General features: G+C 67.6%; 6 protein-coding genes and 3 pseudogenes. 3 read left to right on the plus strand and 6 right to left on the minus strand.

The features are described from left to right. Positions 1-495: 495 nt before the first annotated feature. Together ASF41_RS25930 and ASF41_RS05620 are read right to left on the minus strand one after the other, a co-directional pair. Positions 496-612: pseudogene (locus ASF41_RS25930) on the minus strand (SOS response-associated peptidase); the annotation flags it as partial. Positions 613-692: 80 nt separating this feature from the next. Beyond that, positions 693-2,045, minus strand: coding sequence for an alpha/beta hydrolase (locus ASF41_RS05620; protein ID WP_348271623.1), 1,353 nt, complete (start codon positions 2,043-2,045; stop codon positions 693-695). Positions 2,046-2,445: 400 nt separating this feature from the next. Here ASF41_RS05620 and ASF41_RS05625 point away from each other — a divergent pair, with 400 nt between their 5' ends. Next, positions 2,446-2,913, plus strand: coding sequence for a MucR family transcriptional regulator (locus tag ASF41_RS05625; RefSeq protein WP_056491658.1), 468 nt, complete (start codon positions 2,446-2,448; stop codon positions 2,911-2,913). Between the two features lie 75 nt (positions 2,914-2,988). On the opposite strand, the gene ASF41_RS05630 is transcribed toward ASF41_RS05625, so the two are convergent. Then, the gene (locus ASF41_RS05630) at positions 2,989-3,372 is read right to left on the minus strand and encodes a VOC family protein (protein WP_056352893.1); all 384 of its coding nucleotides are present in this window, start codon (positions 3,370-3,372) and stop codon (positions 2,989-2,991) included. A gap of 1,899 nt (positions 3,373-5,271) precedes the next feature. On the opposite strand from ASF41_RS05630, the pseudogene ASF41_RS05635 reads away from it, so the two are divergent. Together ASF41_RS05635 and ASF41_RS25935 are read left to right on the plus strand one after the other, a co-directional pair. Then, positions 5,272-5,935 (plus strand): annotated as a pseudogene (locus ASF41_RS05635) (outer membrane protein); the annotation flags it as partial. A 1-nt stretch (position 5,936) separates the two neighbouring features. Further along, positions 5,937-6,124 (plus strand): annotated as a pseudogene (locus ASF41_RS25935) (porin family protein); the annotation flags it as partial. Between the two features lie 182 nt (positions 6,125-6,306). Here ASF41_RS25935 and parE read toward each other — a convergent pair. The 3 genes from parE to topA form a co-directional block, all read right to left on the minus strand. Next, positions 6,307-8,352 carry a DNA topoisomerase IV subunit B gene (gene parE, locus ASF41_RS05640; protein WP_056272126.1) on the minus strand — a complete coding sequence of 682 codons (2,046 nt, stop codon included), beginning with the start codon at positions 8,350-8,352 and terminating at the stop codon, positions 6,307-6,309. A gap of 265 nt (positions 8,353-8,617) precedes the next feature. Then, positions 8,618-10,600 carry a PhoX family phosphatase gene (locus ASF41_RS05645; protein WP_056491553.1) on the minus strand — a complete coding sequence of 661 codons (1,983 nt, stop codon included), beginning with the start codon at positions 10,598-10,600 and terminating at the stop codon, positions 8,618-8,620. 101 nt (positions 10,601-10,701) lie between these two features. Then, positions 10,702-13,476, minus strand: coding sequence for a type I DNA topoisomerase (gene topA / locus ASF41_RS05650; protein ID WP_056491555.1), 2,775 nt, complete (start codon positions 13,474-13,476; stop codon positions 10,702-10,704). Between the last annotated feature and the right edge of the window lie 47 nt (positions 13,477-13,523).

Consider the following 13,523-nt stretch of genomic DNA (forward strand, 5'->3'; position numbering starts at 1 on the left):
CGTCGTCCTCAATCAGCAGCACACGCATGGGCCAGGATCCTCCAAAGGTTGAGGCATCCTGAACGCGCATCGGCAACAAACCGTTAAGGTTGCACCGCGGCCGGACATAACAACGGCCACGGACGCTGGAACGAGGTGCGCGTACATCCGGCGTCACCCCATCCCGGCATCTTGGCCGCATCCGATCGGGCCTTAGAGCCGCGATGGGTAAGGTTCTGAGATGGGGGTAGTAGGGTTAATATTCAATGAAGCTGCCCCGCCGCCCGATCTGATCACGAGCCGGCGGGGAGGATCGTCCATCTCACAGGCGAGCCGGTACGCAACGTGGCTCGACGTCAGGATGCAGCCCTTCGGTTACCCGAAGGCTCATGGTCAATCGTCGTCGCGCGTGTCGATGTGGGAATGCGACAGCAGGAATGCGCATCCCGCGCGCCGCGTGTGCCAGGGCAATCAACTCCCGTGTCGTGACCGTATGCGATAGGACATTGCAGAGCACTCCGGCGTCGTCAGCAGGACCGGCATGGCTTTCAGGTGGACCGGGCCGACGATACCGCTGGCCTCGCAGATCAGGAACGAGAACAGGCGGTGCTCCGCCTCCACGCGCTCGGGGTTCCACTCCACCGCCTCAAAAACAGATCGAACAATGCACGCAACTGGTCGCCATCATTTTCGACCCCGAAGAGGTTAAACCGCTAGCGCCCGCTGCTTCCGAGCGCACGCACCGGAGCGCCAGCGAGATCGACGGTCGATCCAACGGTGTCGCGCAGGCCAGATCCGACGTTCGAGAGGTGCTCGCCGTAAGTCTCGCGGGTCTGGGGGTCGATCAGGGCTACGGGGGCGGCAACGGCCAGGGCAGCTCCGGTCGCCACCGTGGACGCGGCGCCGGCGGCCGTGCTCACCAGACGGTCGCCGATGCCGATCTGACCGTCCGAGATTGGCTGGCCGTCGGCGAGGCGCTTGCCCAGGAGGGCGACGACGTCGCCGCTGGCGAACTTGCCGTGATTGAGTGCGTCGGTCGACTTCACTGCGGAGAGATTCAGCACCGACACCTTCTCGCGCTCGAGTTGCGTTCGATAGGGTTCGACCGTCGGGTCGATGGCGCCGAGGCGGACGCTGTCGCCCCAGACCAGGCGGGACACCGCCAGGGCCTGGTCGTCGCCGGAGACCATCAGCGTCAGGCGTGGGCGGTCCTTACCCATGTCGTGGAAGGCGGCGCGGGCAAGATCCATGTCGACGTCGGGGGCGGCCAGGATGACGTTGCGGATCTTCGGGGCGATCCGGCGGTCGCGGATGGCCATCTGGCGCAGGCTCTCGAGGGTCAGCCAATTACCCATGGAATGGGCGAGGATCGTCACCTCGCCGACATTCGGATCTTTCGCGAGGTCCCGCAGCAGGTCCTCGAGCCCGTTGCGCGAGAAATTCGTGCTTTCACGGTCATAGCCATAGGCGAGAACGGATCCGCGCGATGGCCAGGTGAAGAGCACGGGCGCGACCTCGGCGCCGGAATCATGCACGATCTGGGCAAAGCGGAAGACGGCATCCTCGAACTTGTTGTTGAAGCCGTGGACGAACACGAGAACGTGGCGCTTGGCCGAACCCCGGACGGCGCGGTGCGTCCAAGCCGGGACCTTCGAGCGCTCGATCGGATCGGCGCGCAGGGCGACGAAGTCGGTGGCCGGGTTGCCAGGGACCGCCCTCGGCCATTGGACAGAGCCCGGCTGACGGATGGCGTCGGGCGGGATCGAGACCGCGAGATCGGTGTAGGTCACCGCCTCGCCACGCTCGCCCGAGAACAGCACGCCGCGGTCGGCCGCGGACTTGCGGGTCGTGGCGACGAGCATGTCGACGCGCGAGGTGCCCACAACCTGCTCGGCGCCGGCGACGGGCAGGAGAACCCCGCCGGGGCGCCCCGCACAGGCCGTCAGCAGGGCGAGCGCCGTCACAGCGACCATACTGCCTGCCGTCACACGCCCGAACCCAAAGGCTCCGAACACCCGCATCTCCATGCCCATCTCGCTGAAAGGCTGGACGGGCGATTGGTTCACGCACCGTCAAGACCGAGACACGCTACGGTACGATTGCGGCGTCGGGCAGTCCGATCCGGCGGTTCTCGAACCGATGTGGCGAAGGAGTCACGAAAGCCGCAGCTTCTTCCGGGGAGCGCGGCACACGCACCGCTCGTCCTATTCTCCGCTGGGCCCCATCTCCCAGATGTCCCCTTGGCGCCGCGATGGCAGAACTGCTTCGGACCCGGGATGCCTGAGCGGAACACATCCAAGACGCGTGGGCCGTCCGCTTCGCTCCCGCCGACCAGCTTTTGCCGGATTGGATCGATCGCCAAGACCCTTCCGGCTCGCTCCTGGACCATCGGCCAAGGCAAAGCTTGATAATCATTCTTGGATGTTCGATTGCCCTCCGGTCGAGGTACAACAACAGAATATTATCATGCCCAAGAACATAGAAACCCAAACCACCAACTTCGTCGAGCTCACGGGCGATATCGTCTCCGCGTATGTGTCGAACCATCCAGTCCGGACCGCCAATCTACCGGATTTGATCCGTCAGGTTCACAGTGCGCTTGAGGCGCCTGCAATAGGAGTGGCCACAGCCGCGCCGGAAGCCGAGATTGAGAAGCCGAGCGCTGCGCAGGTCCGCAAGTCGGTGACGCCGGAAGGCATCGTCAGCTTCATCGACGGCAAGACCTACAGGATCTTGAAGCGTCACCTCGGCATGCATGGCTTCGACCCGCACAGCTACCGTCAGCGCTTCGGTCTCTCGGCCGACGACCCGATGGTCGCCCCTGAGTATGCCGCGCGACGCTCAGAGCTTGCGAAGTCCAGCGGCCTTGGCCGTGTCGTCGACCGGGGCGACTCCGCGGAGCCGAAGGCCACAAAGCGCACGAAGGCTGCGTGATTCGCCCTCACCGTCGTCACGTCGCTATCACCTATCGGTATGGGCCCAATGGTCAACCGGCAGGTGGGAGCAGCTTCAGTCCGCAACCTTATGGCGTGCGCAGAGCTTGTTGCCGTCTGGGTCGCGCAGGTAGGCGAGATAGATTCGACCCATCGGCGTTTGACGCTCGCCCGGCGGGTTCTCGATGGAAGTGCCCCCGTGGGCGACACCGGCTTCGTGCCAGGCACGGGCCTCATCCGGGCTGTCCATCCCAAACCCGATGGTACCGCCGTTGGAGGCGGTCGCGGGTTCCCCGTTGATCGGCTTGGTAATTACGAACCGGCTGCCGCGGTGCGCGTAGACCAAGCGCCCTAGAGCGTCCGTCGTGCCGGGTTCGCCGCCCATGACACCGAAGAGCGCATCGTAGAAGACTTTCGCCTTGGCCAAGTCGTTGCTGCCAATCACCATATGGCTGAACACGTCGTTGCCTCCCTCTCGTTGTGTCGCACGGCTACCGCGTCCGGGGCTTCAGCTGCAGCTATGGCCTTTTGCAGCGTCCCGACATGATACGCTGCAGGATCGACGATCCTCCCCGCCAGCCCATGAGCAAATTGGGTGGCGGGGGCAAGTCCGGGTTACCGGCCAGTGCTGCTTGGTGCTGCACCTGCGCCGGTCCCCGATGTGCCCGACGATCCGCCCGCAGAGCCAGCGCCACTGGTACCCATACCACCGCCTGTACCGGATCCCGTGCCAGTACCTGCGCTACTACCAGAGTTGCTGCCAGATCCACCGGTCCCGCCGCCGCTCATTCCGCCTCCGCCAGATGCGCCGCCTGCAGCTCCCCCGGCGCCACCCCCCGCCCCTCCAGCGCCACCGCCACCGCCACCGCCACCACCCTGGGCCAGCGCAAAGCTGGCACTACCAGCCAGAAGGGTCGCAGCGATCAGGGACGAGCGCAAAATCTTGGCGTTCATTTTCAATTCCTGCCGTGTCGTTGGAGAACCTTTCGAAGGGCTCTAGCCAACCAACCAAAGATTTCATCGCGTGTTCCTATTTCGCGAAAGGCGTGGACGTTCACGCCAACCTCATGATGATCGTCGCTGCGCAAATGAGGAGTGTGGCGGCAAGTGTGAGTTCAAGGCGCGTCATGGACGCCAAAAACCCACGAAGCTCCACGCGCTCGCCCGCCACCAGTGCGTCGGAGATCCGTCCCAGGATCGTGTTTTCGATAGCCTCGGCGTCTCGCCTGCGAAGGCGCGGGCTCTACTCTGCGATGCGGAGGATCAACTCGGATTTAATCATGAAGAGAGGGAAGCACTCAGCCGAACCGCGTGGTAAGTGCGAGAGCACGGATGCCTCAGCAGGCATCGCTTCACGACCATGGCGCAGCGACGAGGCTCGACTCCGGAGCGCCAAATCCAAGCATCCGGGTTGTGCGCAATTCGATGACGCACAGATCAGGGATGGTGTAGTTATGTCGTGTGGTGGATATTGTTTCATTTTTCATGAAACTTATTGCAGATTTTATCATTAACGCTGACTGCCAACCAATCGTTTGCGCCTCCTGAGGAGGCCTCTTCGTCACCCGAGAGCATCATGCGTGAAGCTAACTACTGCCTGCCGCTCGAAGGCACGCCGTCTTACCCAGTGCTCTATGGGATCGCTCGGGGCCTGGAGGATCTCTTCCCGGTCCCCGACCACCCTCATTTTTCCGACCGCGAGGCCGATGCTGGTGTCCCAGGGGATGCAGATCGAGACGACGTCGACAAAGGCATGCGTCGAGTCGGTTAGCTACAGAGCCATCTGCTCAACCGACTGGTAAGATCGCGGGCTTCACCTCAGCGACCGAACCACGACTGATGCCCTTCACGGCGTTCCGTTCAGGCCGTACCGCGAACAGCATCCATGAGGGACCCGCCGGCTTGGTTCTTGATCAAAAGCTGAGCACGCCAATCGGCATTCCATTCGTCCCCTCGATTCAAATCGACCGTCTACGGCTTCACGGCCTTCACGCTGGTCTTGGAACCGATAGGGCGGACGTGAGCTGTGGCGTTCACGAACAACATGGTAAGTAAAACCCTAACGCATTCTTTGACCAATCCGGGCTTCATTATTCTGATCTAGGTGTTGCGCGTCTGCACTAGTGGCCAGACCTGCCCTGTCGGTAAGGTCTCTTCACACCGCACCGAGAGTGCGCGGCAGCTTTCCCCCNACAACATGGTAAGTAAAACCCTAACGCATTCTTTGACCAATCCGAGCTTCGTCATTCTGATCTAGGTGTTGCGCGTCTGCACTAGTGGCCAGACCTGCCCTGTCGGTAAGGTCTCTTCACACCGCACCGAGAGTGCGCGGCAGCTTTCCCCCGGTAGACCAGACATGATCAAGACCCTCATCCTCGCCAGCGCAGCCACGGCCCTCCTCGCCGGTGCCGCCTCTGCCGCCGACCTTCCGCGCCGCGCGGCCCCCCCGGTGTTCGTGCCGGTGCCGGTGTTCACCTGGACCGGCTTCTACGCCGGTTTCAACGCCGGTTACGGCTTCGACGCYTCCAGCAACAACCAGGCGACCGTCATCGGCGTGAACGGCGCCAGCACCCTGGTCCTGCCGGGCACCACCGCTGCCATCGCCTTCGGCAACGGCCGCAGCAACGACGGCTTCGTCGGCGGTGGYCAGATCGGCTACAACTACCAGTTCACCCCGGGTTCGGGCGTGGTCGTCGGTATCGAGGCCGATGCCCAGTACGTCGACTTCGGTCGTGAGCGGAACCGCTTCTCGGCCACCGGCCCGCTGGCCGCCCAGCAGGTCTAGGCGCGCCGAGACCCCCGAGGAGACCGAGGCAGCCGTGACGACTTCCAGACCGGCTGGGCTGCCGGCGGCGGTATCGAGTACGCGCTCCCCACCGACTCGTTCCTGAACTTCTTCAAGTCCTCGGCCGTGACGCTGAAGGTCGAAGGTCTGTACGTGAACCTCGACCAGGGCAACCGCAACAACGGCGCCTTCGCGGTCAACAACGTCGGCACCGTCATCACCACCACCAGCCCGGGCGNTCGAAGGTCTGTACGTGAACCTCGACCAGGGCAACCGCAACAACGGCGCCTTCGCGGTCAACAACGTCGGCACCGTCATCACCACCACCAGCCCGGGCGTCGTGCTCGTCAGCGGCGGCCGCCAGGTGCGCGACACCGAGTTCGCCGTCGTCCGCGCCGGCCTGAACTACAAGTTCGGCTCCTACTAGGATCTGAACCCACGGCCTCCCGCGCGGTCGATCCGGTCGCGCGGGCCCCGGCCAACAAGAAAGCCCGGCCTCGCGGCCGGGCTTTCTTGCGTCTGGGCTCCTCTTCAAGACGGGCGTCCGTTCGGGGCCCGTCGATCGTCGCCCGCGCGTCCGGTCTTCCGAAGGCGCGGGCGATCGCCGTCTCAGATGTCGAGCTCGGCCCCGTCGGCGAAGGCGGCACGCTCGGAGATGAAGGTGAAGCGCGCCTCGGGCTTGTTGCCCATCAGGCGCTCCACCGCGTCCCCGGTGGAGTCGCGGGCCTCGTCCAGCACCTCCACCCGCAGGAGCGTGCGCTTCTTCGGGTCCATGGTGGTCTCCTTCAACTGGGCTGGCATCATCTCGCCGAGGCCCTTGAAGCGGCCGATCTCGACCTTACCGTTCTTGAACACCGTCTTGATCAGTTGCGCCTTGTGGTCGTCGTCGCGAGCGTAGGCCGTCTTGGCGCCCTGGCTGATCCGGTAGAGCGGCGGGATCGCCAGGTAGAGGTGCCCGCGGTCGATGAGCTTGGGCATCTGCCGGTAGAAGAACGTGATCAGCAGCGAGGCGATGTGGGCGCCGTCGACGTCGGCGTCCGTCATGATGATCACCTTCTCGTAGCGAAGGTCCTCCGAGCGGTAGCCCGTGCCAGTGCCGCAGCCGAGGGCCTGGGTCAGGTCCGAGATCAGCTGGTTGGCGCCGAGCTTGTCCCGGCTGGCCGAGGCGACGTTGAGGATCTTGCCGCGCAAGGGGAGAATCGCCTGGGTGGCGCGGTCGCGCGCCTGCTTGGCCGAGCCGCCGGCCGAGTCGCCCTCGACGATGAAGATCTCCGAGCCGGCCATGCCGGCCTTGGAGCAGTCGGCGAGCTTGCCGGGCAGGCGCAGCTTGCGGGTGGCGGACTTGCGGGCGACCTCCTTCTCCTGGCGCCGGCGCAGGCGCTCCTCGGCCCGGTCGATCACCCAGTCGAGGAGCTTGTTGGCCTGGGCCGGGGAGGCGGCGAGCCAGTGGTCGAACGCGTCGCGGATCGCGGTCTCGACGATGCGCGAGGCCTCGACGGTGGCGAGCTTGTCCTTGGTCTGGCCCTGGAACTCGGGCTCGCGGATGAAGACCGAGAGCATCGAGGCGCAGGTCGCCATGACGTCGTCCGTGGTCACCGCCGTCATGCGCTTGGCCTGGCCGACGCGCTCGGCATGCTCGCGCAGGGCCCGCAGCAGGGCGACGCGCAGGCCGCTCTCGTGGGTGCCGCCCTCCGCCGTCGGGATGGTGTTGCAGTAGGAGGCCGAGACGCCGTCGTCGGTCACCATCCAGGCCACGGCCCATTCGAGGGAGCCGTGCCCGCCCGGCTTGGTGATCTTGCCGGAAAAGATCGCGTCGGTGACGAGTTCCTTGCCCTCGAGATCGCGGGCGAGATAGTCGCGCAGGCCCCCGGGGAAGCGGTGCACGGTCTCGGCCGGCACGTCGTCCAGGCCCTCGAGGAGGGCGGGGGCGCAGCGCCAGCGGATCTCGACGCCGCCGAACAGGTAGGCCTTCGAGCGGGCCATCTTGAACAGGCGGCGGGGATCGAACTTCAGCGCCCCGAAGATCTCGGCATCGGGGTGGAAGCGCACGCGGGTGCCGCGCCGGTTCTGCACCCGGCCGACGGTTTCCAAGGGACCCTGGACATGCCCCCGCGAAAAGGTCTGGCGGTAGAGGGTCTGGCTGCGGGCGACCTCGACCTCGAGCTCGTCCGAGAGGGCGTTGACCACCGAGATGCCGACGCCGTGCAGGCCTCCGGACGTCTCGTAGACCTTCGAGTCGAACTTACCGCCCGCGTGCAGGATGGTCATGATGACCTCGAGCGCGGACTTGTTCGGGTATTTCGGGTGCGGGTCGACGGGGATGCCGCGGCCGTTGTCGGTGACGACGAGGTGGCCGCTCTCCTCCAGCTCCACCTCGATGAAGCTGGCATGGCCCGCCACCGCCTCGTCCATGGAATTGTCGATCACCTCGGCGAAGAGGTGGTGCAGGGCGCGCTCGTCGGTGCCGCCGATATACATGCCGGGGCGGCGGCGCACCGGCTCCAGCCCCTCCAGCACCTCGATGGTGGAGGCGTCGTAACCGGCCTCCGCCGAGACGGGGGGAAGCGGCGCCACAGCGTCGAGCTTGCGGCGCTCGGCGGTCTTCGGCAGGGGCGCCTTGCCGCCGGCGAAGAGATCGCGTGCGGGGTCGCTCACCGGAGCGCCTCGCGCGGGTGAGGGGGCAGCCGCGGGCTTCGCGGGCAGGATCGCAGAGGGAGACCGTGCAGCATTCGCCTTCATCCTCTCACCATACCGGAACAAACCGGAAACAGAAAGGGGTTCCCGCTCCGAGAGGCGGGAGCCGGAAGCCCCCGCCGCACAGGGCGTACCACCCCATGACATGGTATGGGGGTGGTTAAGAAGGCCTGACGGTGGCGTGATCCGTGGATCGTCGCGCCGGGCACCGCGCCCGTGGGCCGCCTCAGGTCCCGACGCGGCCGCCCCCGCGGCGGGTGATCGTCAGCACGGCGGGGCGGGGCGGCATCGCCGGGTCGAAGTCGGGCCAGCGAGTGGCGGGCGCCTCGAAGGTGGCGGGCACCGCCTTCGGGTCCTCCTCGTCGGCCTCGCCGGGATGCTGGACGGCCACGAAGAAGGTGGTGTCGTCGGGGGTGAAATAGGGGCCGCACATCTCGGCGCCGTGGGGCACGCGGAAGAAGTGCTTGCCCGTGCCGCGGCCCGCCCCTTCGGTCTCCATCGCCCAGATACCGTCATTGCGACCGGTGCGCGATGGGGCGTTGCCGTCCGTGGCGACCCAGAGCCGGCCGAGGCCGTCGACCGAGCAATTGTCCGGCATCCCGAACCAGCCGTTCGTCGTGGTGGCCGACGAGAAGGTGGCGCCGACCTGGGCGATGCTCGGGTCGCCGCAGCGGACCAGGATCTCCCAGGTGAATCCGGTGGCGGCATGGTCGCCGTCGTCGGGGGTGAGCTCGACGATGTGGCCGAACCGGTTGTCGGCCCGCGGGTTGGCGGCGTCGACCTGATCGGCCTTGCGCTTCCCGTTGTTGGTCAGCATCACGTAGACCTTGCCGGTCTTCGGGTTGGCCTCGACGTCCTCGGGCCGGTCCATCTTGGTGGCCCCGAGCCGGTCGGCGGCGAGCCGGGCGCCGATCACCACGTCGGCCTGGGATGCAAAGCCGTTCTCGGGCGTCAGCGGACCCTGCCCGAAGACCAGCGGCATCCAGGTGCCGCGCCCGTCGGCGTCGAAGCGGGCGACATGCAGGGTGCCGGAATCGAGGAGGTCGCGGTCGCCGCTGTCGGCCCGGCCCAGGGTGACGAACTTGTAGACGTAGTCGAAACGCTCGTCGTCGCCCTGGTAGATCACGTACTGCCCGGCCTTCGCGACGATGCCGGCCGCGCCCTCGTGCTTGAAGCGCCCCAGGGCCGTGCGCTTCTTGGGGACGCTCGTCGGGTCGAAGGGGTCGATCTCCACCACCCAGCCGAAGCGGTTCGGCTCGTTGGGCTCGCGGCCGAGGTCGAAGCGCGGGTGGAAGCGGCCCCAGGCATAGGCGTTGGCCGGCAGGTTGAAGCGCTTATGGTTGGCGGCCTCCGGCGAGTCCTTCGGCAGGGCGCCGGAGAAGTAGTAGTTGATGTTCTCCTCGCAGGTCAGCCACGTGCCCCAGGGGGTCGTGCCGCCGGCGCAGTTGTTGATCATCCCGAGGGCCGACCGGCCGCTGGGATCGGCGCCGGTCCGCACCCGGTCGGTGCCGGCGGCCGGGCCGGTCAGCGCCATCGGCGTCGTGGCGGTGATGCGGCGGGCGTATTTGGAATCCGGCACCACCGTCCAGCGGCCGTCCCGGCGCCGGATCTCGAGGACCGAGCCGCCATGGGCCGCCATCTCGATGTCGACGAGCGCCCGGGTCATGCCCTGGAAGTCCACCGCCTTGCCGTCCTGGCGCCCGAGGCCGGGGAACATGAGTTCCTCGTTGGTGTATTCGTGGTTGACGACGAGGAGGCCGTGCGCCGCCGGGTCGGCCGCCCCCGGCATGGGGAAGTAGCCGACGAAGTCGTTGTTGTAGCCGAACTGCTGGACCTGTGCCGCCGCGGACTGATTGCGCGGGTCGAAGGCGGGCGCGCCGGGCAGCACCGGGTCGCCCCAGCGGATCAGGATCTCGGCATCGTGCCCGGCGGCGACGTGGTGGTGCGCGTCCGAGCCGGCCTCGATCTCCGCGAACGGGAATCGGGAGTCGCTGGCCGGCGACGCCGGACCCACCGCCCCGCCGGCGGCCAGGGCGCGGGGCGTCACCACCGCCGCGATGGCGCCGACCCCGAGGAGCCCGCGCAGGAGGTCGCGCCGGTCGAAGCGCGCCGCCACCACGTCGCCGAAGGTCGGGTTGGCGCTGCCGTTCGACCCGCGATCCTCGGCGGCCTCGGCGGCCTGCGAGCGGTTCTGGTTCGATGCGGTCATGGCGTGGCGGGTCCGGTGCGGGGCGCGGGCTGACGACCGTCCCCGCTACCCCGCCCGCATGGCACCGGTGTGACAGCGGCCGGTGCCCCGGCCACCGATCCTTAAGCCTTCCGGCGCGCCGCGGCGGCGGGCTTCTCGGCCGCAGCCTTGGTGCTCTTCGCCGGTTTCTTGGCGGCCGTCGCCTTCGCGGCGGGCTTGGCCGAGGCCTCGTCCCCGTCCGCTGCAGCCGTCTTCCCGGCGGCCTTCGCCGCAGGGGCCTTCTTGACCGCCGCCTTCTTCGCCGGGGCCTTGGCGCCCGCCGCCTTGCGGGCCGGAGCCTTCTTCTTGCCCCCGCCCGCGGCTTCCCGGGCGGCGATCAGCTCCAGTGCCTGGGGCAGGTCGACCGCCTCGGCCGCCATGGTCTTGGGCAGCGTCGCGTTGGTGGTGCCGTCGGTGACGTAGGGGCCGTACTTGCCCGACTTCACCACGATGGGCTTGCCCGTCTCCGGGTGCTCGCCGAGGGGCCGGCCCGGATCGGCCGCCGGCCCGCGCCGGCCGCCGCCCTGCTCCTTGGCGACGATGAGGTCGATGGCCCGGTTGGCGCCGATCTCCAGCACGTCGTCGTCGCGCCCGAGATTCGCGTACATCTTGCCGTGCTGCACGTACGGCCCGAAGCGCCCGAGATTGGCCAGGATCGGCTCGCCGGTCTCGGGGTGGCGGGCCACCTCGCGCGGCAGGGCGAGCAGCTTCAGGGCCATCTCCAGGTCGACCGAGGACGGGCTGGTGCCCTTCGGAATCGAGGAGCGCTTGGGCTTGGGCGCCTCCTTCTCGGCCGCGGCCTCGCCGAGCTGGACGAAGGGACCGAAGCGGCCGTCGCGCACCGTCACGGGCAGGCCGGAGGCGGGATCGTTGCCGAGCACCCGCGTGCCGGGCTGACCGCCGTTCTCCGACGAGCTCTCGCCGTCGCCCTCGACGCCCGAGGCGGCGAGCTGGCGGGTGTACTTGCACTCCGGATAGTTCGAGCAGCCCACGAAGGCGCCGAACTTGCCGAGCTTCAGGGAGAGCTGGCCGGAGCCGCAGGTGGGGCAGGTGCGCGGGTTCGAGCCGTCGGCCTTCTCCGGGAAGATGTGGGCGCCGAGCAGGTCGTTGAGCGCGTCGAGCACCTCCGCGACGCGCAGCTCCTTGGTGCCGGCGATCGCGGCGGAGAAGTCGCGCCAGAAGTCGCGCAGCACCTCGCGCCAGTCGATCTCGGCGTTCGAGACCCGGTCGAGCTGCGTCTCGAGGTCGGCGGTGAAGTCGTACTCGACGTAGCGCTTGAAGAAGCTCTCCAGGAAGCCGGTGACGAGGCGGCCCTTGTCCTCGGCCACGAGGCGCTTCTTGTCGATCCGCACGTATTCGCGGTCGCGCAGGGTCTGCAGCACGGCGGCGTAGGTGGAGGGCCGGCCGATGCCGAGCTCCTCCATGCGCTTGACGAGGCTGGCCTCGGAATAGCGCGGCGGCGGCTCGGTGAAGTGCTGGGTCGAGGCGATGCGCTCGCGCTTGAGCGGGTCGCCCGCCTTCATGGGCGGCAGGCGCCGGCCGTCCTCGTCCTCCTCGTCGTCCTTGCCCTCCTGGTAGAGGGTGAGGAAGCCGTCGAACTTCACCACCTGGCCGGTGGCGCGCAGCTCCAGCGTGCGCGGCCCGACCTGGGCGACGACGTCCACCGTCGTGCGCTCCAGTTCGGCCGATTCCATCTGGCTCGCCACCGTGCGGGTCCAGATCAGCTCGTAGAGCTTGGCCTGCTCGGCATCGACGGTGCGGGCCACCGCCTTGGGCAGACGGCCCATGTCGGTGGGGCGCACGGCCTCGTGCGCCTCCTGGGCGTTCTTGGCCTTGACGCTGTATTTGCGCGGCGCACCCGGCAGGTAGCGTTCGCCGTATTCCTGGGCGACGACCCGGCGCACGTCGGCGATGGCTTCGGGCGCCATGTCGACGCCGTCGGTCCGCATGTAGGTGATGAGGCCCACCGTCTCGCCGTCGATCTCCACACCCTCGTAGAGCTTCTGGGCGGCGCGCATGGTCTGGGCCGGCGCCATCCCGAGCTTGCGGGAGGCCTCCTGCTGCAGGGTCGAGGTGGTGAAGGGCGGGGCGGGGTGGCGCTTGGCGGGCTTGGCCTCGACGCTGCCGACCGAGAAGGTGCCGAGCTCGAGGTCGCGCTTGAAGGCCGCCGCCTCCTCGCCGGTGCCGACGTCCAGGCGCTGGATGCGCTTGCCGTCCGCGCCGGTGAGGCGGGCCTCGAAGCTGGCGCCGGTCTCCGTCACCAGGGTCGCCACCAGGGACCAGTATTCCCGCGGCTTGAAGACCTCGATCTCGCGCTCGCGCTCGCAGACGAGGCGCAACGCCACCGACTGCACGCGCCCGGCCGAGCGGGCGCCGGGCAGCTTGCGCCACAGCACCGGCGAGAGGTTGAAGCCCACGAGGTAGTCGAGCGCCCGGCGGGCCAGGTAGGCGTCGACAAGCGCCTGGTCGATCTGCCGGGGCTGGCGCATGGCGGTCTCCACCGCCGTCTTGGTGATGGCGTTGAAGGTCACGCGCTCCACCGGCATGCCCTTGAGGGCGCGGCGGGCGGTGAGCGCCTCGACCACGTGCCAGGAGATCGCCTCGCCCTCGCGATCCGGGTCGGTGGCGAGAATCAGGCCGTCGGCGCCCTTCAGCGCCTTGACGATGTCGGAGACGCGCTTCGATCCGCGATCGTCGAGCTCCCACAGCATGTGGAAGTCCGCCTCCGGATCGACGGAGCCGTCCTTGGCCGGAAGGTCTCGGATATGGCCGAACGAGGCGAGAACCTCGTAGTCGCGGCCGAGATACTTGTTGATCGTCTTGGCCTTGGCCGGCGACTCGACGACGACGACTTTCATGTGCTGGTACTAGCCTCTCGTCAGGGCCTGACCCGCAGCAACGTCCA

Source organism: Methylobacterium sp. Leaf111 (genome assembly GCF_001423285.1).
Lineage (GTDB): Bacteria > Pseudomonadota > Alphaproteobacteria > Rhizobiales > Beijerinckiaceae > Methylobacterium.

Coding starts and splice junctions, on each gene's coding strand:
- ASF41_RS05625 (WP_056491658.1), top strand. CDS start 2,446: ATGCCCAAGAACATAGAAACCCAAACCACCAACTTCGTCGAGCTCACG.
- ASF41_RS05645 (WP_056491553.1), bottom strand. CDS start 10,600: ATGACCGCATCGAACCAGAACCGCTCGCAGGCCGCCGAGGCCGCCGAG.
- topA (WP_056491555.1), bottom strand. CDS start 13,476: ATGAAAGTCGTCGTCGTCGAGTCGCCGGCCAAGGCCAAGACGATCAAC.